This is a genomic window from Streptomyces sp. NPDC002324 (assembly GCF_053593335.1).
In genome coordinates, this window is sequence record NZ_JBSFCF010000007.1 from 108,719 (window position 1) to 133,499 (window position 24,781).

At 72.2% G+C, this 24,781-nt stretch carries 21 protein-coding genes; 13 read left to right on the plus strand and 8 right to left on the minus strand.

Annotation, left to right across the window (positions count from 1 at the left end):
• Positions 1–21 precede the first annotated feature (21 nt).
• On the minus strand, positions 22–1,926 hold the full coding sequence (locus ACWCRJ_RS12595; RefSeq protein WP_450939268.1) for a phosphatase PAP2 family protein: 1,905 nt from the start codon (positions 1,924–1,926) through the stop codon (positions 22–24).
• 96 nt (positions 1,927–2,022) lie between these two features.
• Entirely contained in the window at positions 2,023–2,937 is a 915-nt protein-coding gene (locus ACWCRJ_RS12600) for a BadF/BadG/BcrA/BcrD ATPase family protein (protein ID WP_450939269.1), read from the minus strand.
• Between the two features lie 264 nt (positions 2,938–3,201).
• Between ACWCRJ_RS12600 and ACWCRJ_RS12605 the strand changes: the two genes are divergently transcribed.
• The 6 genes from ACWCRJ_RS12605 (at position 3,202) to ACWCRJ_RS12630 (ending at position 9,747) form a co-directional block, all read left to right on the plus strand.
• On the plus strand, positions 3,202–4,320 hold the full coding sequence (locus ACWCRJ_RS12605; protein WP_450939270.1) for an ROK family transcriptional regulator: 1,119 nt from the start codon (positions 3,202–3,204) through the stop codon (positions 4,318–4,320).
• A gap of 276 nt (positions 4,321–4,596) precedes the next feature.
• Positions 4,597–5,925 (plus strand): ABC transporter substrate-binding protein, encoded by a 1,329-nt coding sequence (locus tag ACWCRJ_RS12610; protein WP_450939271.1) that lies wholly within the window; start codon positions 4,597–4,599, stop codon positions 5,923–5,925.
• 129 nt (positions 5,926–6,054) lie between these two features.
• Positions 6,055–6,975, plus strand: a complete 921-nt coding sequence (locus ACWCRJ_RS12615) for a carbohydrate ABC transporter permease (RefSeq protein WP_450939272.1) — start codon at positions 6,055–6,057, stop codon at positions 6,973–6,975.
• Positions 6,972–7,874 carry a carbohydrate ABC transporter permease gene (locus tag ACWCRJ_RS12620; protein WP_450939273.1) on the plus strand — a complete coding sequence of 301 codons (903 nt, stop codon included), beginning with the start codon at positions 6,972–6,974 and terminating at the stop codon, positions 7,872–7,874. The genes ACWCRJ_RS12615 and ACWCRJ_RS12620 overlap by 4 nt, the downstream gene beginning before the upstream one ends.
• A gap of 2 nt (positions 7,875–7,876) precedes the next feature.
• The gene (locus ACWCRJ_RS12625) at positions 7,877–9,595 is read left to right on the plus strand and encodes a hypothetical protein (RefSeq protein ID WP_450939274.1); all 1,719 of its coding nucleotides are present in this window, start codon (positions 7,877–7,879) and stop codon (positions 9,593–9,595) included.
• 17 nt (positions 9,596–9,612) lie between these two features.
• A complete protein-coding gene (locus tag ACWCRJ_RS12630) occupies positions 9,613–9,747 on the plus strand; it encodes a hypothetical protein (protein ID WP_450939275.1) in 135 nt (44 codons plus the stop codon).
• A gap of 91 nt (positions 9,748–9,838) precedes the next feature.
• On the opposite strand, the gene ACWCRJ_RS12635 is transcribed toward ACWCRJ_RS12630, so the two are convergent.
• The gene (locus ACWCRJ_RS12635) at positions 9,839–10,495 is read right to left on the minus strand and encodes a nucleoside/nucleotide kinase family protein (protein ID WP_450939276.1); all 657 of its coding nucleotides are present in this window, start codon (positions 10,493–10,495) and stop codon (positions 9,839–9,841) included.
• A gap of 92 nt (positions 10,496–10,587) precedes the next feature.
• On the opposite strand from ACWCRJ_RS12635, the gene ACWCRJ_RS12640 reads away from it, so the two are divergent.
• The 3 genes from ACWCRJ_RS12640 to ACWCRJ_RS12650 are packed head-to-tail and all read left to right on the plus strand — an operon-like array spanning position 10,588 to position 14,629.
• The gene (locus ACWCRJ_RS12640; protein ID WP_450939277.1) at positions 10,588–11,457 is read left to right on the plus strand and encodes an ANTAR domain-containing protein; all 870 of its coding nucleotides are present in this window, start codon (positions 10,588–10,590) and stop codon (positions 11,455–11,457) included.
• 56 nt (positions 11,458–11,513) lie between these two features.
• Complete coding sequence (locus ACWCRJ_RS12645; protein ID WP_450939278.1) at positions 11,514–12,272, plus strand: HAD family hydrolase; 759 nt, start codon at positions 11,514–11,516, stop codon at positions 12,270–12,272.
• Positions 12,269–14,629 (plus strand): glycoside hydrolase family 65 protein, encoded by a 2,361-nt coding sequence (locus ACWCRJ_RS12650; RefSeq protein ID WP_450939279.1) that lies wholly within the window; start codon positions 12,269–12,271, stop codon positions 14,627–14,629. The genes ACWCRJ_RS12645 and ACWCRJ_RS12650 overlap by 4 nt, the downstream gene beginning before the upstream one ends.
• A gap of 22 nt (positions 14,630–14,651) precedes the next feature.
• On the opposite strand, the gene ACWCRJ_RS12655 is transcribed toward ACWCRJ_RS12650, so the two are convergent.
• From ACWCRJ_RS12655 to ACWCRJ_RS12675, 5 genes are all read right to left on the minus strand, one after another.
• Positions 14,652–15,767 carry a serine hydrolase domain-containing protein gene (locus ACWCRJ_RS12655; protein ID WP_450939280.1) on the minus strand — a complete coding sequence of 372 codons (1,116 nt, stop codon included), beginning with the start codon at positions 15,765–15,767 and terminating at the stop codon, positions 14,652–14,654.
• A 130-nt stretch (positions 15,768–15,897) separates the two neighbouring features.
• The gene (locus tag ACWCRJ_RS12660; protein WP_450939281.1) at positions 15,898–17,217 is read right to left on the minus strand and encodes a CAP domain-containing protein; all 1,320 of its coding nucleotides are present in this window, start codon (positions 17,215–17,217) and stop codon (positions 15,898–15,900) included.
• Between the two features lie 40 nt (positions 17,218–17,257).
• Complete coding sequence (locus tag ACWCRJ_RS12665; protein ID WP_450939282.1) at positions 17,258–17,575, minus strand: YkvA family protein; 318 nt, start codon at positions 17,573–17,575, stop codon at positions 17,258–17,260.
• Between the two features lie 105 nt (positions 17,576–17,680).
• The gene (locus ACWCRJ_RS12670) at positions 17,681–18,064 is read right to left on the minus strand and encodes a hypothetical protein (protein ID WP_020115075.1); all 384 of its coding nucleotides are present in this window, start codon (positions 18,062–18,064) and stop codon (positions 17,681–17,683) included.
• Between the two features lie 293 nt (positions 18,065–18,357).
• Positions 18,358–19,281, minus strand: a complete 924-nt coding sequence (locus ACWCRJ_RS12675; protein WP_409088948.1) for a MurR/RpiR family transcriptional regulator — start codon at positions 19,279–19,281, stop codon at positions 18,358–18,360.
• Positions 19,282–19,436: 155 nt separating this feature from the next.
• Here ACWCRJ_RS12675 and ACWCRJ_RS12680 point away from each other — a divergent pair, with 155 nt between their 5' ends.
• From ACWCRJ_RS12680 to ACWCRJ_RS12695, 4 genes are all read left to right on the plus strand, one after another.
• On the plus strand, positions 19,437–19,826 hold the full coding sequence (locus tag ACWCRJ_RS12680; protein ID WP_450939283.1) for a hypothetical protein: 390 nt from the start codon (positions 19,437–19,439) through the stop codon (positions 19,824–19,826).
• On the plus strand, positions 19,826–20,644 hold the full coding sequence (locus ACWCRJ_RS12685; protein ID WP_450939284.1) for a DUF1206 domain-containing protein: 819 nt from the start codon (positions 19,826–19,828) through the stop codon (positions 20,642–20,644). Before ACWCRJ_RS12680 ends, ACWCRJ_RS12685 begins: the two co-directional genes overlap by 1 nt.
• Positions 20,645–20,763: 119 nt before the next feature.
• Positions 20,764–21,294, plus strand: coding sequence for a DUF6328 family protein (locus tag ACWCRJ_RS12690; protein ID WP_450939285.1), 531 nt, complete (start codon positions 20,764–20,766; stop codon positions 21,292–21,294).
• 271 nt (positions 21,295–21,565) lie between these two features.
• Positions 21,566–24,781: an amidohydrolase family protein gene (locus ACWCRJ_RS12695; RefSeq protein WP_450939286.1), complete on the plus strand. Its 3,216-nt coding sequence runs from the start codon at positions 21,566–21,568 to the stop codon at positions 24,779–24,781.

Here is a 24,781-nt window from a genome sequence, read left to right on the forward strand (position 1 = left end):
GACGGCCGTTCCCGGCGGGTGTTACTTCTTCCGAAGGTGGACGGACACGCCGTGCGCCGTGAAGACCTGCTCGGCCGTCCAGCCCTCGACGGCCACGGAGACCTCGGCGAACCGGCCCTGCACGGACCGCGCCCCGATGACCGCCACCGTGTCGCCCGAACGCGGCGCCTGCGCGGCGTCGAAGCGGACCACCAGCTTGCTGCCCCGCTCCAGGACCGCGCGCCGGTCCACGTCGAGGGCCGGGCCGGTGCCCCGGTCCAGCGTCACGTCGAGGACACCGGCCTGCGTGTAGTCGCCGCGAACGCGCACGGACTGCCCGCCGGTGGCCAGCGTGCCGCCCTTCACCCGGACGTCACCGCGGCCGAGGGCCTCCTCGGAGCCGGCCGCGAGCACACCGGCCTCCACGACGGTGTCACCCTTGTACCGGTTGGCGCCGGTCAACGTCAGCGTGCCGCTGCCCCGCTTGACGAGACCGCCCTTGCCGTCGATGTCGTTGCGCCAGGCGTCGGCCGCGGCGAAACCGCCGAGCGCGGCGTCCAGCGTGACGGTGACGTCCGTGTCGAAGGCGCCGTAGCCGTCCGCCGCCGCGAACAGGTTGAGCCGGCCCCACTGCTCCCAGCCGTCCAGCAGGACGTACCCGGAGGGCAGCGCGGTCGTGCGCAGCACCTCGCGCCGCTGCGCCGCGTCGAGGTACGGCAGACGCGTCTCCAGCAGGACCTCGGCGCCCTTCGGCACGGTCATGCCGACGGAGTCACCGCGCCGGCGCAGCACGTACGTCAGCTTCGGCTCGACCAGACGGGCATTGGCCCCGCGGTCGGCGTACCGGTCGCCCGCGTCGGAGTGCGCGTAGGCGAACAGCGTGTCGGCGGTGGTGCCGGTCCTGGCCTGGAAGTAGTCGGCGGCCTGCTTGCGCGCGGCGGCCTTGAGCGCGGTGTTCTCCGGCTTGTGCAGCACGGCGGCGGCCAGCGCGGTGGCCATGATCCGGCCGCCCATGACGTCGACCGTGGAGTGCATGCCGGACATGATCCGGGTGTGGCTCAGCTCGAAGGCACGGGTGATGATCTCCTGGAAGCGCTCCGGGACCGCGTACGCGTAGGCCAGGGCCGCCAGGTGGAAGGCGTTGGTGTGGCCGCTGGGGAAACCGCCGTCCTCGGCCGGGACCTCGCTGCGCTGGCGCAGCAGCTGTGTCACGACGACGACGTCGGAGTCGTAGACCGGGAAGCCGAGCGCGTCCTTCTCGCCGGTGTCGACGACCTCGCTGTCCTCGTTCATCCGCCACGGCCGCGGGTACTGGAAGGTGAACTTGGCCGGGTTGCTGGAGGTGAAGTCGCCGCGCACGGTGTCGACGAGCTTGGCCACCAGGCCCAGGTCCGATGCGTACGAGCCGGCGCCCAGCGCGGAGCCGGCGGGCGCGCCGGCGGGGACGGCGTCGTTGATCTTGGTCGCGGGGATGCCGTCGGGGGCGGCGGTGATCGAGGTGACCGCCTTGGCGCCGGAGCGGTACAGGTCGGCCAGCGGGCCGAGCCCGCCGATCATGGCGTAGCTCTGGTGCTGCCGGTCGTGGACGAACGCCTCGCGGGCCTGGGCCTCGGTGCGGCGGCCGGTCAGACGCGCGCAGTAGCGCATGTTGTCGCGCAGGATCTCCGGCAGCAGCGGGGTGCCCGTGTTCCAGGCGCCGCCCGTCTTCCATATCTCGGCGAAGCCGCCGAGCGCGCGGACCACGGCGTTGGTCTCGGCGGTCTGGTTCGCCGTGGTGTTGGTGGAGTAGTCGTCGACGAACGCGGCGAACGCGGTGGCGGCCTTGGCCTCGGGGGCCTGCCACAGGCTCGTGAGGGCCGGAGCGGCGATCAGGCCGGCCGACACGCCGAGGGAGTTCCTGAGGAAGACACGGCGGTCGAGCGAGTGGTGCCCGGCGGATGACGGCATGGAGCGCCGCTCCTTTCGCGAGGTGGTGATCGGGTGCGGGCTGAGCGTGAGGTTGACGCATGACCGGTCGATGTCCGGTCGGCGACCGGAAGGTGATCAGCGCATGACCGGTCGGAGGAGAGTGTGTGAGAGTGTCAACGCCCCTACGACCGGCGGCACTTGGAGCACATGCGGTCGCGCGGACGGTACAACGTCGAGCAGTGCTTCGGCGAATGCGGAGTACAGGGCGGGCCTGGCGAGGATCGTCCCGCCGGCCACCACCACGTCGTCCACGGCGACCCCGCGGGCGTCGAGCCGTGCCACGAGCGAGGCGAGTGCGCGGCCCCCGTCGGTGATCACCCGGCGGGCGAGGAGAGAGCCCTCCTCGGCCGCCTCGAAGACCACGGGCGCGTGCCGGCCCCAGTCGGCGGACACGTCCGTGGCCGCTTCCAGTGCCCCGCCGAGAGCCGGGACCTCGCTCACCGCGAAGGCGGCCACGAGCCGCTCGGCGAGCGCGTCGGGCGCCTCGCCCCGGTCGTGCGCCGCCCAGACGGCACGGGCGGCCTCCCGGACGAGACCGGCGGCGCCGCCCTCGTCGCCGAGGACCGCCCCCCAGCCGCCGACCTGCACGGGCCCGCCGTCGGCGGCCCGGCCGACGGCCACCGAACCGGTGCCCGCGACCAGCCCCACCCCGCGCTCGAAACCGGCGGCGGGGGCCAGCAACTCGGCGTCGCCCACCACCAGGCACGGCACCTGAAGCCGTTCCTGGAGGGCGAGACGTATCCCTTCGCACTGCCGGGGCGTCTCGCAGGCGTGCGCGCCGACGGCCACGGCGGACGGGAGGGTGCGCGCGGGCAGCGCCTCCTCGACCAGCGTGGCCAGCCATGCGGTCGCGGCCGCCGGGTCGTGCGGCCGCCAGCCGCGGCTCGGACGGACGTGGTCGGCGACGGTGTCCGTCCCCGTGACAGCACGGAGATGGGTCTTGGTGCCGCCCACGTCGATACCGACCGCGACCGGCCCGGAGTCCTGCACGGAGGCTCCTCCTTCGTCGTCGTTGCGTTGCGATGGCGCAGCGACGGCTGGGCGAAACCGTGCCTGGACACACAGGGGCTGTGGGGGTGCTGTGGGGTGCTAGCGAAGCCCCGGGACGGGCCTCTGGCGGCGCGGTAGGCGAGTACCGCTTGACTTCGTTAGGAAATTAACTAACGAATAAGGGTGCGTCAAGGGTTCGGACCCGGATACCGCACGACCGTGCGGCCGGAAGATCGCGGCACGACTGGCACGACTGGGGAGAGCATGCAACTGAGCGAGAGCGCCCGCGCCGTCTTCGCCGTACTGGCCGCGTCGAGCACCGCCACCCGCCCCCAACTGGCGACCGGGGCACGGCTGTCCAAACCGACCGTCTCCACCGCCGTCGCGGAGCTGGAGGCAGCCGGTCTCGTCGCCCGGTCCGGCACGCTCTCCGGCGGAACCGGCAGGTCGGCGGCCGTATACGATCTCGGCGCGGCCGCCGGCGCCGTACTGGCCGTCGACCTCGGCCCCAGCGTCACCCGGGCGCGGGTCTGCGCCCTGGACGGCACCCTGCTCGCCGAGGGCACCGGCTCCCGCGAGCAGGCCGCCGACGCGGTGCGCGAAGCGCTGCGCGCGCTCCCCGCCGGAGCTCCGCTGCGCACCATCGTCGTGGCCGTCGGTGATGTCACCGCGCGCGCCGAGGAGGGCACCGTGCGTCCGGCGACCGCCAAGGCGGGCCCGGTCTTCGACGCGATGGCCGTGGCGCTGCCGCCCGGGGTGCCCGTCCACCTCGAGAACAACGTCAACTGCGCCGCGCTCGCGGAACTGCACGAGGGCGCGGCGCGGGGCCGGCACACCTTCGGCTATCTGCGGATCGGTGTCGGTATCGGTCTCGGCATCGTCGTGGGGGGCCAGGTGCTGGCCGGGGCGAACGGGGCGGCCGGAGAGCTCGCCCGGCTGCCCTATCCCTGGGACGACGCCCTGGAGCCCCGCCACGAGGCCCTGGAGGAGTACATCGGCGCCCGCTCGCTGCTGCGCCGGGCCGCCGAGGCCTGGCCGGAAACCGGCGATTCGTGCCCTAGTACTGTAGATCGACTTTTTTCGCTGGCCGGACAGGGCTGCGCCACGGCCCGTTCGATCGTCGACCGGCACGCGGTGGACGTGGGCCGGCTGGCCGCCGCGGTGACCGCCGTACTGGACCCCGGGCTGCTCGTCCTCGGCGGCAGTACCGGCGCGTTTCCGCAGCTCCTGCCCGGTGTGCGGGCCGAGCTGGAGCGGCTGAGCTGGCCCACCGAGGTGGTCAGCAGCCAGGTCGGTGACCTCGGTACCGTGGTGGGCGCGGCACGGCTCGCGGTGGCCAGAGGAGTCCAAACCGTGACCGAGGCTGGGCGGAACAAGGATTGACGGTTTCGGACTCGGTCTGCCAATGTCCGGACAAGCGCTTTCTAAGTCGGCCGGGACGCCGACTTGGGGTGAGCCTCCCGCCTGTACGAGACGTACGGCAACCGCACGAGGGCGTGCCCGTGCGGTGACGGCCAGAACGGCCGGGGATCCCGCCCCGCGTGGACGACGCGGCCGGGCGAGGCCGCGCCCCCCGGAAAGCAGCTTTCCTGCAAAATGCACCCGTGCCGCTTCGGTCGGCGCCGTGCTCCGTCCCCTACCGAAAAAAAGGGATCGAAGATGACCACTGTGGGTGTGCGGCGCTCAAGCCGACTCGGCCGCGGCGGTATGCGCCGCATGGTTCCCCTTGCCGCCGGTGTCTCGGCGGCCGCCCTGCTGCTCTCCGCCTGCGGAGGAGGGGAATCCGACTCGGGCGGTACCTCCAAGTCGCTGACGTTCTGGATCTCCACGGTTCCGGGGCAGGACGCGGGCTGGAAGAAGATGGTGGCGCAGTACGAGAAGGAGACGGGCGTCAAGGTCAAGCTCGTCAACATCCCCTACGACGGCTACGCGACGAAGCTGCGCAACTCCGCGCAGGCGAACTCGCTGCCCGACGTGGCGGCCGTGCCGGCGCTCGACCCGATCTGGTCGAACAAGCTGATCGACCTCAGCGAGATCGCCAACAACAAGACCAACAAGATCAACGCCAACTTCGTCGCCAAGGACTCGTCCGGGAAGGTGCTGTCCATCCCCTCGGACGTCACCGCGTCCGGCATGTTCATCAACAAGTCGCTCTTCGAGAAGGCCGGCGTCGACTACCCGACCTCGCCCGACAAGACCTGGACCTGGGACGAGTTCATCAAGGCGGCGAACGAGGTCCGGGAGAAGACCAAGGCCAAGTACTCCCTGACCTTCGACCAGTCGCCGTCCCGGCTGCGCGCCATGGTGTACGAGATGGGCGGCAAGTACGTCCACCGCACCGACGACTCCGGCAAGTTCTCGGTGGACGCGGCGACCAAGAAGGCCGTGAAGACCTTCGTCGGCTGGAACGACGACAAGACCATGCCGAAGTCGGTGTGGACGAGCGGCGCCGACCCGTCGGCCATGTTCCAGAGCGGTGACGTCGTCGCCTACTGGTCCGGCGTGTGGCAGGTCGCGGCCTACGCGGAGAGCATCACGAAGTTCGACTGGGCGAGTGTCCCGACCCCCGCCCAGCCGGTGCAGGCCAGTGACGTCAACAGCGGTGGCATGACGGTCGGCTTCAACAACAACGCCGACGCGGCCGCCGCCGCGAAGAAGTTCCTGTCCTGGCTGTACGAGCCCGACCACTACAAGACGCTGTGCGAGACCTCCGGTTTCCTGCCGGTCGAGAGCGGTCTGAACCCGAAGTACCCCTTCAAGTCCGAGGCGGCGCAGGCGGCGTTCAAGCTCTACAACGAGTCCATCCCGCTCTACGACCCCATCTCGGGTTACTTCAACAGCGCGCAGACGAACTGGGTGCTGAAGGGCAAGAGCCTCGCCGACGACCCGACCAAGGCGGAGCTCGGCAAGGCGATCAACGGCGAGCAGTCGTCCGACAAGGCCCTGCAGAACATCGTCGACGGCTACAACACGCAGGTCGGCGGCTGATCACAGGCCGACAGTCCCGGGCGGCGGTGTCTCGACCCCGCCGCCCGGGGCCGCGGACCCCACCCACGTGATGCCGGGCTCATGGCCTGAGCCTCCAGGAACCCATTCCACCAGCACGGAGTCAGCAAGATGACCAAACGCGCCCCGGACGCTTCGGACGTGTCCGTGAGCCCGCCCAGGAGACGAAGCAAGTACACCCTCGCACCGCTCGTCCTCATCTCGGGCAACGTCGTGCTCTTCGCGCTGTTCTTCGTCTGGCCGGCGGTGATCGGGCTCGTCTACTCCTTCACGAACTACACGGGCGTGGGGGCGTTCCAGTTCGTCGGACTGGACAACTACCAGAAGCTGCTCGGAGACTCGACCTTCTACGCCGCGACGACCCGCACGCTGCTGTACACCGTGCTCTTCGTTCCGCTGAACTTCGTGTTGTCGCTGCTCATCGCCAACGTGCTGGTGAGCAAGAACGCCAAGGGCGTGTCGGTCGCCCGCATCTTCTTCTTCATCCCGTGGCTGCTGTCACCCATCATCGTGGGTGTCCTGTGGCGGTGGCTGTTCGGTGAGAACTTCGGACTGGTCAACTACTTCATCGAGAAGCTCGGCGGAAGCGCCGTTCCCTGGCAGTCGAACGCGGACCTGTCACTGCTCGTGGTCGTGGTGGCGGCGGCCTGGGCCTGGACGGGCTTCTCCATGCTGCTGTTCATCGCGGCGATAAAGAACGTACCGACGTCGTACTACGAGGCTGCCGCGCTCGACGGCGCCGGTCCGTGGCGGCAGTTCTTCAGTATCACCCTGCCGAGCATCGCCCCCACGTCCTTCATCGTCATCCTGCTCAACACGATCCACGCGATGAAGGAATACGCGGTGTTCGCCTCCCTCAACAACGGTGGACCCGGAACGTCGAACAACCTGCTGGTCCAGTACATCTACCAGACGGGGTTCAAGTCGGGCCAGATCGGCTACGCGAGCGCCGCGTCGTTCGTGCTCATGCTCATCCTGATGGTCGTCGCGGTCATCCAGATGATGGTCAACCGGCGGGTGGAGAACCGATGACAACCACAGACACAGTGCGCAAGGCCGACGCCGGTTCCGTGCCGGCCGTCCCCAGGAAGCGATCCCGCGGCTCGGCGACCGGCGGGCTTCGGCGCGCGATCGCCCCGACGACCCTGCTGTGGGTCCTGGCGGGCCTCTACGGGATCCCGGTGCTGTGGTTCGTCCTCAGCTCCTTCAAACCGGCGGGAGACCTGTTCTCCCTTCCGCTGACGGTGTTCCCGGACGACCCCACCGTGTCGGGTTACAAGGAAGCGTGGGCGAGCGCCAACTTCTCCGGGTACTTCATCAACACGATCATCGTGTGTCTGATCGCGACGATCCTCACGGTGGGAGTCAGCTGCTGCACCGGGTACGCGCTGGCCAAGTACGACAACAAATGGCTCAAGGCCTTCTTCCTCGGCATCCTGGCCACCACGATGCTGCCGGCCGAGGTCATGCTCGCCCCGCTGTTCCTGGTGGTCCGCGACCTCGGCTTCTACAACTCGCTCTCCGGCATCATCCTCCCGGCCCTGCTCACCGCGACCGGGTGCTTCATGTTCCGCCAGTTCTTCCTGACGGTCCCCGACGAGCTCATCGAGGCCGCCCGCATCGACGGCGCGCGTGAGCTGTCGATCTTCCTGCGGATCATGGTGCCGCTCTCCCGGCCCATCATGCTGACGCTCGCCATCCTGTCGTTCCAGTGGAGGTGGAACGACTACATCTGGCCGCTGCTGATGCTGAACGACCCCGAGAAGTTCACCGTGCAGATCGGCATCCAGAGCCTCGTCGGCGCGCAGAACATCAACTGGTCGGTGCTGCTCGGCGGATCGGTCATCTCCATGGTCCCGCTGATCGTCGTCTTCCTGGTGTTCCAGAAGTACGTCATGAACGCCGACATCAACGCCGGACTGAAGGACTGACCGTGCCCACCCCGCTCGACCACGAGTTCGTCCGCGCGGCGGCCCGCGCCGCCGACCGGCAGGCCGCCCCGCTCGCGGCCCGCCCCGACGAGGAACCCGCCGGTGTGCCGCACCGCGGTCTGGCGCGGCGGGTGAAGACCCTGGTCGCGGCATACCGGTCTCCCGACTCGGCCCTGCACGGCAGCGGGCAGGCCGTCGCCGCCGCGATGACACACCTCCGGGCCCTGCGGGCCGCGCAGACCACCACCGGCCTCTTCGCCGGCGGCGACAACGTGCAGTCCCCGCCGGACTCCGCGTTCACCGTCAACGACGTGTGCGACGCGCACCTCCTCGCCGCCGGCGCGGGGCCGGAGCTGAGCGAGGCCACGGCGGCCCTCGCCGAGATCGCCGGCGCCGCCTCCGACAGCCTGCGGACGGGCGGGGTGCACACCCCGAACCACCGCTGGGAGCTGTGCGCGGCGCTGGCCCGGCTGCACCGGTCGTTCCCCGACGGCCGGCTGCTCGACCGGGTCGAGGAGTGGCTCACCGAGGGCGTCGACATCGACGCGGACGGCCTGTACTCGGAACGGAGCGCCAACTACGCGGCCCACGTGTCCAACCCGTCCCTGCTGCTCCTGGCCGAGGTGCTCGGCCGCGCCGACCTGCTGGACGCCGTAGAACGCAATCTCGCCACCACCCTGGACCTCATCCGACCGGACGGCACGGTGGAGACCGTCCACTCGCGGCGGCAGGACCAGTACGCCCCCTTCCCGCTGGCGCCCTACCTGCCGCACTACCGGCTGCTCGCGATCCGCACCGGCCGGGGCGACCTCGCCCGGGCGGCACGGCTGGCGGCCGCCGACGGCGTCGACGACCCCGACCTGCTCGCCCAGACCCTCCTCACCCCGGACCTGTGCCGCACCCTGCCGGCCCCGGCCGCGCAGACACTTCCCCGCGAGCGGTACCTCACCACCGCACGCCTCGCCGCACGCGCCTCGACCACCGCGCACACGGTGGTGTACGGCGGCTCCGACGTGCCCGAGCACCGGCGCATCCGCTCGGGCCTCGCCTGCAACCCCACCTTCCTGCGCCTGTTCGCCGGCGAGGCCGTGCTCGACGCGGTCCGTCTCTCGCGGGGGTTCTTCGACCTGGGCCCGTTCCGGGCCGCCGACATGGAACAGCTCGCCGAGAACCGGTACCGGCTCACCCAGACCCTCACCGCCGCCTACTACCAGCCGCTCCCGAAGGACCGGAGGCGGGACGACGGCGGCTACCGACTGGGGGACGAGGGCCGCTTCTCGGCCGCGATGGCCTTCCCGGACCGGCCCCGGGACGAGGTCTCCCACACGACCCGCGTCGAGGTCGACCTGCGGGAGGACGGTGCCGACCTGCGGATCGACCTCAGCGGGCCCCGGGTGCCCTGGTCCCTGGAACTGACCTTCCGGCCCGGCGGCGTGCCGCAGGGCGCCGTACCGCTGGGCGACGGTCGCTGGTGCCTGACGGACGGGCCGATGACCTACCGGGCCGGTGACGACGAGATCCGCGTCGAGGTCACCGTCGAGGCGGGCGAACCGCTCGCCGGGCCGGAACGGAGCGAGGTACTGCGGTACGACCCGGGTCAGGACCACACCGTCGTGGGCGGCACCGACGCTACGACCGGAAACCGTGTCCACCTCGGTGGACTGGGCCCGCACACCCTCACCGTCGCCCTGCGCGCCGGCCGGTCCGCCCCCGTCGCGTGACCGGGACGCACCACGCCATGACCGAGCCGGTCACCAGGCCGGTCGTCACCCGCGACCAGGTAGACCCCGCCTGTGGACTGCCGTACCTCGCCGACGACGGGGACACGTCGTCGGTGACCGGGCAGGCGAGGACCGGGGGGAACCGGCCCTGACGCGCCACGCCTGATCACAGGCCCCGATACCAGCAGCCCGGCGTTCCTGACGACGCCGGGCTGCTGCCCGTCCGCACCCGCCCCCCACCCCCTACGCCCCCACCACCGGCATCGCCGACGCCGGCACCACCAGGTCGGCGTGACGCCTGCTCGCCGCCACCGCCTCCGCGTTGCGCCGATCCGTACCGGCGACCCAGGCGACCGCCTCCGCGTGCCCCTTGCCGAACTCCTCGTGCCGGGCGACGAGCCGGCGTACCCGCTCGGTCTCGTCGAGGTCGCAGAACCAGACCTCGTCGAGCCGGGACCGGACCCGCGCCCATGGCCCGTCGTCGTCCATCAGGAGGTAGTTCCCCTCGGTGACGATCAGACGGGCGGACGGCGGCACCGGGATCGCACCCGCGACGGGCTGCTCCAGGGTGCGCTCGAACCCCGGCGCGTACACGACGTCGTTCTCGTCCCGGCGCAGCCTCTCCAGCAGGGCGGCGTACCCCGCCGCGTCGAAGGTGTCCGGCGCGCCCTTGCGGTCCCGGCGGCCGAGGCGGTCGAGTTCCACGTCGGCGAGGTGGAAGCCGTCCATGGGGACATGGGCGACCCACGGTTCGCCGTCGCCGTTGAGCGCCCGGGTCAGCCGCTCGGCCAGGGTCGTCTTCCCCGCGCCGGGGCTGCCGGCGATACCGAGCAGGGCCCGGCGGCCGGGGCGGGACAGAGCGGCAGCCCGGCGCAGCAGGTCGTCGAAGGTCACAGGCATGCCGTCGACGGTAGACCCGATCCGGCGTACACGGACAGGGAGCGGGCAGACGAGCACTGCTGCTGCCGAACGAGAACAGCGGAAGGTGCGGGATGCGAGCGAGTCCCTGGTCGGAGCCCGACGGCGAGGACGAGGCGGTGCGGGAGGAACTGGCGCGGCTGCGCGCCGAGGTGCGGCAGCTGCGCACCCGGATGGCCGGCCGCCCCCTGATCGCCGAGGCCCAGGGCATGCTCCGGGAACGCTATGCCCTGCCGGACGCCGAGTCCGCCTTCGCACTGCTCCAGCGGGCCTCGCAGCAGTACAACGTCAAGCTGCGCACCCTCGCCGAGTCGGCGCTGGGCGCGCCCCGTCCGGACGGTCGCGGCACCCTGTGGTTCCCCGGCCGGATCCGGCGCGCGGAGCCGGCCCTCGGCTTCGAGGCGGCGCGCGACCGCCGCGGCAACCGCGGCGGGGTCCTGACCGCCGTCCTCAGCCAGACCCTCGCCGTCGTCGGCACCGACATGGGCAACGTCCAGATCGCCGACCGCGCCGAGGGCGGACTGCGCATCGAGCGGCACACGGGACTCACGGCGGACTTCGTCGACTTCTTCGCCCACGTCGGCGACGACGGCACCGCGTGCGCCAAGGCCGCGCGGGAGGCGTCCCAGGTCACCGTCCAGGACGTGGCGACGGACCCGGTGTTCACCGAGGACGCCCGTGAGGCGATTCTGCGCGCGGGCAGCCGCGCCTGCCACAGCGTGCCGCTGACCACCTCGTCCGGACTGGTCGTCGGCATGGTCTCCGCCCATCTCGACCGTCCGCTGCGCGGCCTGACCCGCGCCCAGACCAAGGAGTTGTCCGTCGTGGGCGCCGAGGCCGGCGAGTGGCTCGCCTGGTACGACCGGACCGTCGTCCTGGACGCCCTGGAACACCTCCACGCCCTCGGCCGGGTCCACGGCGGCGGCAGCCTCAGCCGCCGATGACCGTTTTCTCACCCGCCCCGGCCACTGACCCCCGCCGTGCGGGGAACCCCGCTCCCATGACACAGACGACCCGACCGGCCGAACTGGGCCTGCCGAAAAGGATCCGCGCCTGCCTCTTCGACCTCGACGGGGTCATCACCAGGACCGCCGTCGTGCACGCCGCGGCGTGGCGGCGGGCGTTCGACGAGTTCCTGCGCCGCCGCGACGGCGACGACTTCCGTCCCTTCGACCCGTCCGCCGACTACGACCGGTACGTGGACGGCCGCCCCCGCGCCGACGGCGTGCGCACCTTCCTCGCCTCCCGGGACATCCACCTCCCCGAGGGCACCCCCGACGACCCGCCCGACGCCCCCACCGTGCACGGCCTCGGCAACCGCAAGAACGAGATCCTGCTGGACCTCATCCGCACCGACGGCGTCGACGCCTACGACGGCACCCTGCGCTACGTCGAGCGGGTCCGCGACCACGGGCTGCGCACCGCCGTCGTCTCCTCCAGCGCCAACTGCCGGGACGTGCTGCGCTCGATCGGTGCCGAGCACCTCTTCGACGTACGGATCGACGGAGTGGTGGCCGCCGAGCGGGGACTGCCGGGCAAACCCCGCCCGGACACCTTCCTCGCCGCCGCCCACGACCTCGGAGTCGAACCCGCCGACGCCGCCGTCTTCGAGGACGCCCTCGCCGGCATGGACGCCGGACGCGCGGGCCACTTCGGCCAGGTCGTCGGACTCGACCGCGTCGGCCAGGCCGACGCCCTGCGCGCCCACGGCGCCGACATCGTCGTGGCGGACCTGACGGAGCTGGGGGACTGGGCGTGATCACGCACAGGTCGTACGCCGTCGAACCCTGGTCCCTGCGCGAACAGGGCCTCCATCTCGACGTCCTGCCCCAGAGCGAATCGGTGTTCGCGCTGTCCAACGGGCACATCGGCTGGCGCGGAAACCTCGACGAGGGCGAGCCGCACGGCCTGCCCGGCAGCTACCTCAACGGCGTCCACGAACTCCACCCGCTGCCGTACGCGGAGGCCGGCTACGGCTACCCCGAATCCGGGGAGACGGTCATCGACGTCACCAACGGCAAGATCCTGCGACTGCTCGTCGACGACGAACCCTTCGACCTGCGCTACGGCCGGCTGCGCTCCCACGAACGCGTCCTCGACCTGCGCGCCGGCCTCCTGCGCCGCAGCTGCGAGTGGACCTCACCGGCAGGCACGACCGTCCGGATCCGCTCCACCCGTCTGGTGTCGTTCACCCAGCGGGCGATCGCCGCCGTCGCCTACGAGGTCGAGGCCGTCGACAGCGAGGCACGAGTCGTCGTCCAGTCGGAGCTGGTGGCCAACGAACAACTGCCCGAACGGACCGGTGATCCACGGACCGCCGTCGCCCTGAGGACACCGCTGGAGGCGGAGGAGCACTTCGCGGACGGGACACGGCTGCGGCTCGTGCACCGCACCCGGCGCAGCGGCCTGCGCGTCGGCGCCGCCGCCGACCATGTCGTCACCGGCCCCGGTGACATCAGCACCGGCGCGGAGAGCAGGGACGACGTCGCCCGCCTCACCGCCACCACCGTTCTGCGCCCCGGCGAGCGGCTGCGGGTGGAGAAGACCGTCGCCCACGGCTGGTCCGGCACCCGTTCCCTGCCCGCCGTCGGCGACCAGGTCGACGCCGCCCTCTCCGCCGCCGCGTACGGCGGCTGGCAGGGCCTCGTCGACGAACAGCGCTCCTACCTCGACGACTTCTGGGCCCGCGCCGACGTCGAGGTGGACGGCGACGAGGAGATCCAGCAGGCCGTACGGTTCGCCCTGTTCCACGTCCTGCAGGCAGGGGCCCGCGCCGAACAGCGCGCCATCCCCGCCAAGGGCCTCACCGGTTCCGGCTACGACGGCCACGCCTTCTGGGACACCGAGACCTTCGTCCTGCCGCTGCTCACCCACACCGCGCCCGGCGCGGTCGCCGAAGCCCTGCGCTGGCGCCAGAACACCCTGCCCGCCGCCCGCGACCGCGCGGCCCAACTCGGCCTCAAGGGTGCCGCGTTCCCCTGGCGGACCATCAACGGCCGGGAACGTTCCGCCTACTGGCCCGCCGGCACGGCCGCCTTCCACGTGAACGCCGCCGTCGCCGACGCCGTGGTCCGGCACACCGCCGCCACCGGCGACACCGCCTTCGAACGCGACACCGGCGTCGAACTCCTGGTGGAGACCGCCCGGCTCTGGCGGTCCCTCGGCCACCACGACCACCACGGCGCCTTCCACATCGACGGCGTCACCGGCCCCGACGAGTACAGCGCCGTCGTCGACGACAACACGTACACCAACCTCATGGCCCGCGGGAACCTCCTGGCCGCCGCCGACGCCGTCGAGCGCCACCCCGAGCGTGCCGCGCGCCTCGGCGTCGACGACGAGGAGAGCGCCGCGTGGCGCGACGCCGCCCACGCCATGCACGTCCCCTACGACCACGAACGAGGGGTGCACGAACAGCACGCCGGGTTCACCCGCCACCAGCGCTGGGACTTCGAGAACACCGGGCCCGACCGGTACCCGCTGATGCTGCACTTCCCCTATTTCGACCTGTACCGCAAACAGGTCGTCAAACAGGCGGACCTGGTCCTCGCGATGTACAAGTGCGGCGACCGTTTCGACGACGACCAGGTGGCCCGCAACTTCGCCTACTACGAGCCGCTCACCGTCCGCGACTCCTCCCTCTCCGCCTGCTGCCAGGCCGTCGTCGCCGCCCAGGTCGGCCACCTCGATCTCGCCTACGACTATCTGACCGAGTCGGCGATGATGGACCTGGCGGACCTGGAGGACAACACCCGTGACGGCCTCCACCTCGCCTCCCTCGCCGGCACCTGGACCGCGCTCGTCGCCGGCTTCGGCGGAATGCGGCAGCACGGCACGACCGTGAGCTTCGCGCCCCGCCTCCCCGAGCGCCTGAGCGGGCTCGCCTTCCACGTCGGCCTGCTCGACACCTGTCTGCGCGTACGGATCGAACCCCGGCACGCCACCTACGAACTGCTCTCCGGCGACACCCTGACCATCCGCCACCACGGCGAGCCGGTCACCCTCGACGGCGACAAACCCCGGCGCGTGGACATCCCGGCACCGAAACCCTCCGGTCCGGTGCCGCGGCAGCCCCCGCACCGGCGTCCCGGCCGCCGCCGGAGGCGGGCCGGCTGAGACGCCGGTGGCCGCCCGGCCCTCAGCCGCAGAACGTGGACTCCAGCGTGCTGTTCACCGTCGCGTACACCGGGCCGTTGTTGGACGTGTTGGCGAACGAGGTCACACTGCGCTTGCCGCTCTTGGAGGTGAACGCCCAGGTGTAGTAGCCCTGCACGGTTCCCGTGTGCCCGTACACCGAGACCCCGCACGACAGATCACGCCGGCGCAGCCCCAGCCCGTACGCCTGGGTGCTGTTGACCGGTGTCCACTTCAGCATCTGCTTCAGCTGGGCGGCCGAGGTGAGCTTGCCCCGCACCAGCGCGGACATGAACGTGTTCAGGTCCTTGGCACTGGACACCAGGGCGCCCGCGCTCTGCGCCCACGACGTGGTCTGCCGGGTCGAGTCGATCTTCCGGCCGGTGGAGTCGGCGGTCATGTAGCCGCGGGAGTACTTGCCGGGGATCGTGTTCTTCGGATGGACGTAGAAGGTGTCGGCCAGCTTCAGCGGCTTGATGATCCGGTCCTGGTAGGCCGTCGCCACCGGCTTCTTGGTGATCTTCTCGACGAGCATGCCCGCGACCACGAAGTTGGCGTTCGAGTACGCGTAGACCGCGCCCGGCTTGTTGGTGCGCGGCTCGGCGAGCGACATGTCCATCAGCTGGCGGTAGGTGTACACCTTGTTGCGGACCTTCTCGAAGCCCGCCACGCTGGGGGAGAAGAGGGTGTTGGCGTAGTCGTACAGCCCGCTGCGGTGGCTGAGCACATGGCGCACGGTGATCTTCTTGTCGGGCAGCAGCCCCGGCAGGTAGGTGTCGACCGAGGAGTCGAGCTCGACCTTCCCCTCGTCGACCAGCTGCAGCAGGACCACCGCCGTGAACGTCTTGGTGACGCTGCCCACGCGGATACGGTCCCCGGTGCCGAGGGCCCGCTCGGTGCTCCGGTCCGCGACACCTTCCGCCAGGTGGTGCACCGTGCCGTTGTCGTCGATCCTCGCGAACGCGCCCGGCGCCCCTTGCGACAGCGCCGTGCGCAGCAGTTTTCGCAGCCCCGTCGTGTCGGGCCCGGCCTGGGGGGCCGCGTGGGCGGGGACCGCCACGAGGGACAGGACGATCGCGCCGAGCGTCGCCACACCCGTGCCCACCGTTCTCGAAAGCATCTGATTCGTCTCCTGTTGCTCTCCGTCATCGACAGGGTGCATTGGAGTCCAGTGATCACGGAGAGTCAAGTAGCCGGAGGCGGGGGCGAGTTGAGCGACTCGAAAGAGGGACAGCCACGGCGGGTCGGTTTCAGCCGCCGAAGAGCTGGGTCCAGTACGTGCCGGCCGCGCCACCGCCGACGAATCCGACACCTATATGGGTGAAGCCGGGTTTGAGGATGTTCGCGCGGTGTCCGGGGCTGTACATCCAGCCGGTCACGACCTCGGCGGCGGAGCGCTGGCCGCACGCGATGTTCTCCCCGACGGACCGGTGGGTGGATCCGGCCGCCGCCGCGCGGTGCCAGGGCTCGCCGCCGTCGGGCGAGGTGTGCGCGTAGAAGGCCCGCGCCACCATGTCGGCGCTGTGGGCCTGGGCGGCGTGCGTGAGGAGGGGGTCGGGGGAGAGCGGGGGGAGGCCGGCGCCGGCCCGTTCGGCGTTGGTCAGGGTGATGACGTCCGTGGCCGTCCGGCGCAGGCCCGCGGGGGAGAAGGGCTCGGCCCACAGGGCCGTCCAGTACACCGTCCCCGACCGGGGGTCGGTGGCCCGGCCGAGACCGGTCTCGGTGCAGGCGGGCTCGCGGAGAATCTGCCCGGCTCGCCGGTCGGAGCGGCAGTGGTCCACGAACTCGGCGGGGGTGCGGGGGCCGGAGACGAGATGCTCGCCGATGGCCAGATAGGTGTATCCGGTGGCGGTGAGGCGTTGGTGGAGAAAGACACCGTCCTCGCCCTCGGAGGTCAGCCGGCCCTGTGCGGCCATCGAGGTGGCGTGCGCCCGGGCCGCGGCCGTGAGCCGGGAGTCCAGCACCACGGGTGGGGAACCTGCGGCGGTCCGGGCGGAGTTGACCAGGTCGAGGAAGCCGTCCGTGTGCGGGTCCGGCGGAGCCGTTCGCGCGGTGTGCGCGGGCGGGGGTCCGGACGCCGCGGCGGGAGCCTCCTCGACCACGTCCACCCCGAAGTCCCTCGCCACCCCGGCCAGTCCGTCGGCGTAGCCCTGGCCCAGGGCTCGCAGCTTCCAGTCGGCGCCCCTGCGGTACAGCTCCGCCAGGAGGAGTACGGTCTCGCGCCGGGGCCGGGGCGGGGTGAAGCGGGCGATCGCGCGGCCGGCGGCCCCGGTGACGAGCAGGGTCGGGGCGGGCAGGTGGCCCAACGGCGTGTCGGGGGCGGCCGGGCTGATCGCGACGGTGAGGCGGGTCGCGCCGGGGCGCAGGGCCCCTGGGTCCACCGTCAGGGTCTGGCCGGTCAGCCGGGCGCCCGGTGCCGCCGGCTGGTTGTAGAAGACGAAGTCGGCGTCGCCGCGGACCTTGCCGGTGTCGTCGGTGACGAGGGCGGACACGTCGAAGGGGCCCGGCACCCTGATCGTCAGGGTGCCGCTCGGCAGGGGGAGATTGCCCCCGGGGACCAGTTCGCTCATCGGTGCCGTCCGTCGCAGTGACCGTCAGCCCGACAACGTCTCACCCCCGCAGGGCGGTTCCCGTGCCCTCCTGCCCCTCGCCGACCGGCGCGTCCTGGCGGCCGGAGCGCATCGTCCGCAGGGCGAGCAGGAGGACGCCGATGTCGTCCAGGTACACCGGGTCCGGTACGAGGTCGGTCGGCAGGACGAGATAGAGGACGGCGCCCCAGAAGACCCACTTGGGACCGGTGGGGAGCCCGGCCCGGTCCAGTTCGCGCCGGGTGCGCACCAGCCTCAGCAGCAGCCGGACGGCCACGCCGAGGACGGCGGCCGCGACCAGGGCGATCGCGGCGATCACACCCCATGTCCAGGAATCCATCGGTCCGCCCCTCAGTCGGGCCGGGCGGTGCGCCCGGCCTGTGCCTTCCCATCGTCTTCCCCCAGCAGGCGCCCGGTACCGCGGCGCGCGGGAAGCGGGGCAGGGTCAGTTCGAGGCGCGGGCGAGGTTGTGGTCCACGAGGGCCTGGCTGACGGCCCGGATGGAGCGGGCCATGTGGTTCAGCTGCATGACCTCGGCGGCGTACATCTTGATGGTGTGCTCGATGACCGACTCGGACATACCGAGGCTGGGCAGCTCGGAGCGGGCGGTCTGCAGGGCGGTACGGGCCACCCGGATCTCGTGCTGGACCTGGATCTGGGCGTGGCGTGCGAGCAGCACGGGGTGCCGCATCATCGCCGGGTAGCTGCCGTACCGGGCCGGCACCAGCTCGCGCAGCCACTTGGCCGCGGACCTCTCCCAGTCGTAACTGCCGGGTGTCTTGACCTGACACGGCCAGTCCGTGCGGAGGGGCGAGGTGGTCAGGGCCATGTTCAACACTCCGGTCTTGCGTCGACGCCATGGGGTTGCAGCGGGTGGTGGAGTCTGGGCGGCCCCGGCATAGGGGATGGCCGGGGCCGCCTCACCCGGGGCGCCGTGCGGGTAGGAGCGGACGGACCCGGGTGGACGACGTGACCCGGCGTTCCACCGGGTCACGATCCGGGAGCAGTATTTATATATACCCCCGAGTATGCAAGGGCATGGAAAAATTCATGCAGAGGGCGGGGTGAAGAATCCCCTGCCGTCCCGGCCCGGTGCGGCCCGGCCCGGCGGGAGCGGCGGGATCAGTCCCGGAGGAAGAATTGGTGCTGCTCCGAGACCTGCTCGTACGCCTCCAGCCGGGCCTGGGTGCGCTCGGGGTCGGCGTCCGTCATGGCCTGCAGCAGGGCGGAGGACATCATCACGGGGGCGGCGTAGGAGTCGAACACCAGGCGTGAGCCGGTGCCGATGGCGAAGACGGCGTCGGCCTCGTCCGCGAGCGGGCCGAGCGCCAGGTCGGTGACCAGGGCCACCCTCAGACCGGCACCGTGGGCGACGCGCAGCGCGGTCAGCGTCTCCTGCGCGTGCCGGGGCATGGAGAACGCCAGCACCCAGGTGCCGCCCGCCTCCCGGGACTGCAGCAGGGCGTCGTAGGCGACCGTGCCGCCCTTCGTCACCAGCCGGACGTCGGGGTGGATACGGCGGGCGGCGTACGCGAAGTACTCTGCGAGCGCACCGGAGATCCTGAGCCCGAGGACGGTCAGCGGGGCCGAGCGGGACAGGGCGCGGCCGACCCGGATCACCTGGTCGGGGTCGGCGAAGTCGCGCCGCAGGTTCTCCAGGTTCTCGATCTCGGCGTCCACGGCGGCCTGCAGTTCGTTGCTGCGGTCCGCGGCGACGACGCCCGGGGCGCTGCCGAGGGTGGCGAGCGCGATGGCCTGGAGGCGCTCGCGCAGCGCGGGGTACCCGCTGAATCCGACGGCAGCGGCGAACCGGGTCACCGAGGGCTGGCTCACGCCGACCCGCTCCGCCAGATCCGTGATCGACAGGAACGCGGCCTCGGTGATGTGCTCGATCAGGTACTGGGCGATCCGCCGCTGTCCTGGGGAGAGCCGGGGGCCGTCGAACAGTTCCCTGAGCCGGGACGTGGGCGACTGCTCGGTCTCCGGGGCGGTCCGCCCGGACGTGATCGCTGATGCCTGCGCACGTGCCTGCTGCGGCGATGGCACGCGCGCGCCTCCTTCGTCTGCCACGAGCACTCAACATAGCCCACGGCCCGCCGGCCCCCGGCGCCTCGCGCGCGACCTGCGAGAACCCGGTTTCGGGCACACCATGGGGGTACTCGGGGTACCCGCATCCTGTCGTCACACGAGGGAGAAGGCTCGTGACCCTGCCCAGTCTGCCGGTGTCCCAGGTCGAGGTCGTGCTCTGCGACTGCTCGGCCGACGACGCCGAACGCGTCTTCGCCTGTCTGCGCGCCCACTTCGAGTCGGACCGGCGCGCCGACGATCCGCCGCACGAGACCGGCACCGGCCGGCCGACGATGTGGACCGGGATGTACGACACCGCCGCCGCCGTCCCCTCCGGTGCGGGAGCACCCCCCGAGCCGCCGTCCGCGCCCGTCACGGTCGAGGTGCAGGGCAGTCCGCCCGCCGTACGGCTGCTGCGCGAGGCGCTGGAGGAGGCGTACAGCGTCCGCCAGGTCGGTGTGGACGCCGGGGACCAGGAAGTGCAACTGCAACTGCGGGTCGAGGGGCGGGAGGGGCGCGGCTGATGACCACTCTGGGGGTGGGGCGCGGGCGTGCCGCGCGAGGTTCGGTGACGGAGGGCGCGGCGCGTGCGGGACTGACCGCACGCGGCGTCATCTATCTGCTCGTCGGGGCACTGGCCCTGCAGATCGCCTTCGGCGGCAGCTCGGAACAGGCCGACAGACAGGGCGCGTTGGAGGAGATCGCCGAGAAACCACTGGGTTCCGTGCTGCTGTGGGCCCTGGGCATCGGTCTGGTGGGCATGGCGCTGTGGCGGCTGTCGGAGGCCGTGTTCGGCGCGGCGGGGCCGGACGGCCGCAAGGTGACCAAGCGGCTGGCGTCCGCCGCGCGCTTCGTCTTCTACGCCTTCGTCGCCTACTCGGTGCTGACCTTCGCCGCCGGTGTGGGCAGCGGGGGCGGTTCCAGCGACCAGCAGTCCCGCGACGTGACGGCGCGCGCCCTCGAACTGCCCGGCGGGCAGTGGCTGGTGGGCGCGGCTGGTGTCGGCGTGATGGCCGCCGGCGTGTGGATCGGCGTCCGGGCCGTGATGCGCTCGTACCACAAGCATCTGCGGCTCGGGGAGATGTCCCGGCGGACCCGTCGGCTCGTCGACGTGACCGGCGTGGGCGGCGGGGTGGCGCGCGGCCTGGTGTTCGCCACGGCGGGTGTCTTCGCGGTGCGCGCCGCGATCCAGTACGAACCGGACGAGGCCAAGGGCCTCGACGACACCATCCGCTCCTTCGCCGAGACCCCCGTCGGCCCGGCGCTCCTCGCCTGCGTCGCGGCCGGGCTCGTGCTGTTCGGGATCTTCTCCTTCGCCATGGCGCGCTGGCGCAAGGTGTGAGCCGGGCCCGGATCGGAGGGCTCACGGGCCGCTCCGGCCGGGGCGGCCCGCACCCGGCCGGATTCGCTCGTGCGACTGAAACGGCGAGGCAGGTGCTTGGTGATCGAGGGAACGGCGCCATGCAGGAAAGGGAACATCGACATGAACAGGGAGGGTGCGTGACCGAGGTGAGAGGCGAGCGGGGCCGAGGACGTGACGAGACCGAGGACGAGCGGGCCGACCGCCGCTGGAGCGAACTCATCCAGGAGGTGCGGGTCGCCCAGACCGGTGTGCAGATCCTGTTCGGCTTCCTGCTCACTGTCGTGTTCACCCCGCGCTACGACGAGCTGGCGCAGACCGAGAAGACGATCTACATCGTGACCGTCGTCCTCGGCGCCGCCGCCACCGGCGCCCTCATCGGGCCCGTCTCCTTCCATCGGATCGTCGCCGGACGCCGTATCAAGCCCGCCGCCGTGCAATGGGCCGCACGGCTGACCGTCGTCGGCCTGGTCCTGCTCCTCGCCACGATGACGGCCGCGCTGCTGCTGGTCCTGCGCGTGGCCACGCACGACGAGTTCGTGCCATGGCTGGTGGGCTGCGTGTTCCTGTGGTACCTGCTGTGCTGGTTCGTGCTGCCGACCTTGATCCGCCGCCGCCACGCCGACGACTGACCACCGCGCCGTCGTACCGACGCCCGATCCCGGCGGCTTCGTGCCGCCGTCGCCGACGACCGGGCCGGGCCGTTGTGGAGCCGATGATCGGCCCCCGGGCGCCGTCACACCGACGCGTGGCACCGGGCGCCGTCGTGCCGTCGACGACCGGCCCCGGGCGCCGTCGCGCCGACGCGTGCCACCGGCCGCCGTCACACCCGCGGGTGACATCCCCGATGGCGTGAACGGCGGTGTTGCCGGTGGGCCGTGAGGTGCGCGAGCGTGCGGTGTCATGGACCGTGACCAGAGTCACCGCACCCCGCCCCTGACCCGCCGCCGCCTCCTCGCCGCCACCGGGGCCACGGGGGCGGCCGCGGTCCTCGGCACCACCGGCGCGGCGGCGTCCGGCACCGCCCGGCCGGGCACCTCCGGCCTCGCCCTCACCTTCACCCGGGCCACCAACGGCTCGGCGACCCTCGCCCCCACCGGTGACACCCTGATCGCCGAGATCCAGAGCGGCCTGTGGTCCCTGCCGCGCGGCGGCGGCAGAGCGCTCCCCCTCACCCCGGCCGGTCTCGAACCCAACCGGCCCACCTACTCCCCGGACGGCGACCTTGTTGCGTTCTGCGCCTACCAGGGCGGCGGCTTCCACCTCTGGACCGTGCGCCCCGACGGCTCCGAGCTCCAGCGGCGCACCGACGGCCCCTGGGACGACCGGGCCCCGGCCTGGTCGCCCGACGGCACCCGCATCGCCTTCTGCTCCGAACGCGGCGGCGACCCCGACGAGCCCGTCGGCGGATGCCCCTACCGCGTCCACGTCCTGGACCTCGGCACCGGCGACATCAACCGCGTCACCGGCCTGACCGGCCAGGACGGCCCCCTCCAGGACGGCGGCTGGGAGGACTTCGACCCCACCTGGTCAGCGGACGGCACCCGGCTGCTGTTCGTACGCGGCGAGGTCGTCACCACCGGCACGACCCCGGCCGTCGAGTCCCGCACCATCGCCGCCGTGGCCGCCGACGGCACCGGCCCCGTGACCGTCGAGCACACCGAAACCGCGGCCGCGCAGGTCATGACCCCCGCCCTCGCCCCGGACGGCCGCCTCGCATACCTGCGCACCACCGCCTCCCCGAACGGCTCCTGCACGCTCGTCGTCGCCGGGGAGCCCGTCCCGGTCGACGGCGACCTCGCGCCCGTACCGCCCCGCTGGACGGCCGACGGCGAACTGCTGCTCACGGTGGACGGCCGGTTCACCCTCCTACGGCCCGAAGCGCCCGCACGACCGCGGGAGATCCCCTTCGAGGGGACCCTCCCCGTGGACCGGCCGCGCCGTCGCACCAAGGAGTACGACCTCGGAGAGGCCCGCGTGCGGCCCGCACGAGGCATCCACCTGCCCGCACTCTCCCCGGACGGGCGGAGCGTCGCGTTCGCCGCCCTCAACGCGCTCTGGCTGGCGGGCACCACGGGCGGACGCCCGCCGAAGCGGCTGCGGCAGTCCCCGCCCACCCGCTGGCTCCTCGCACCCTCCTGGGCCCCCGACGGACGGTCCCTCGTCCACGCCGACGACCGCGACGGCCTCCTCGGCGTGTACCGGCACGATCTGGCCACCGGCGAGGAGACCGCCCTCGCCACCGGCGGCCGGGTGATGCCCGCCCTCTCACCCGACGGGCAGCGGCTCGCGTGCCTCGACATGGCCGGACGCCTCGTCGTACGGCACCTGGCGAGCGGTGAGGAACGCGTCCTCGTCACGCCGCTCGGCGGAGGCGGCATCCCCGGCAGGCCGAGCTGGTCGCCCGACGGCCGGTACCTCGCGCTGTGCGACCGCAACCGGCTCGGCGCCCGCTTCCGCGAGGGCTACAACCTGGTCCGGATCGTCGACGCCACGACCGGCGCCGACCGGCTGCACACCGTCGCACCGCACACCTCGATCGCCGACCGGTACGACTCCGGGCCCGTCTGGTCGCCCGACGGCCGCTGGATGGCCGTGATCGTCGAGTCCGCGCTCTGCCTGCTGCCCGTGACCCCGGACGGCACCCCGCGCGGCAGGCTCCGCACCCTCACCACCGAACCCGCCGACCACCCCAGCTGGTCCGGCGACTCCACAACGCTCCTGTACCAGTCGGGCACCCGCCTGCGCCTCGTCGACGTCTCCGGCGACCGTCCGCGCACCGTCCGCGTACCGCTCGACCGCACCCGGCCCGCCCCCGCGGACACCGTCGTCCACGCGGGCCGTCTGTGGGACGGCAGCGGCGAGACGGTCCGCGACGACGTCGACATCGTCGTACGCGACGGCCGGATCACCGCCGTCGAACCGCACCGGGGCAGTCGCCCGGCCGCCCTCCGGCGTGTCGACGCCTCCGCGCACACCGTGCTCCCCGGGCTGTGGGACACCCACACCCACCCCTGGCAGAGCACCTACGGCAGCCGCCAGGCCGCCGGTCAGCTCACCTACGGCGTCACCACCGCCGTCTCCCTCGGCGGCTTCGCCCATGAACAGGCCCGCATCCGCGAGGAGGTGCACGCCGGCCGGCTCGCCGGGCCCCGGCTGCTCACCACCGGGGAACTCCTCGACGGCGGACGGGTCGCGTACAGCATGGGACGCGCCCACCGGACGAGGGCGGGCCTGCGCCGCTCACTGGAACGGGCCGCCGCGCTCGACTGGGACTTCGTCAAGACGTACGTACGGGCGCCCGGTTGGGTGATGAGCGAGGCGGCCCGCTTCGCCCACGACCGTCTCGGCGTCCGCACGGGCGGTCATCTGCTCTCCCCGGGCGTCCAGCTCGGCCAGGACCTGACGACCCATCTGCAGGCCACCCAGCGCGCCGAGTTCGGCCACGCCGTCACCGCCGGCGGACAGGCGTACCAGGACGTCGTGGAGATCTACACCCGACAGGCCGTGGACTTCTCCCTGATCGCCACCCCCTTCACGGCCGCACCCCTCATGGGAGCGGACCCGTCCCTGGCCGACGACCCCCGGGTCACGGTCGTGATGCCCCCGTGGGACGCCGCCCTCGTCCAGCAGGGAGCCGGAGTTCCGCCCACACCCGCCCAACTCGCCGCGCTGCGCACCGAGACCGGCATCTACCGGCGGATCCTCGCCGCCGGCGGGGTCGTCGCCCTCGGTACCGACCAGCCGCTGGTCGCCGTCGGCCTCTCCCTCCACCTCGCCCTGCGCGCCCTGCACGCCGGCGGACTCACCCCGGCCGAGACCCTGCGCACCGCGACCGCGCTCCCTGCCCGGCTGTTCGGCCTCGACGACCATCTCGGAACGGTCGCCACGGGCAAGCTCGCCGACCTGACCGTCGTCGACGGCGACCCGTTCACGGACTTCGCCGACCTCGTCCGCACGGTGTCGGTCCTGCGGGGCGGACACCTCCACACCACCGAGGAGTTGGTGGCCGCGTACCGGCCCACGGCACGACGCGCCAAGGCCGCCGGGACCGAGGAGGACTGGCTGGAGGTCGGCCGGCTGATGCGCCAGGACGGCTGCTGCCACGACGACCCCTGA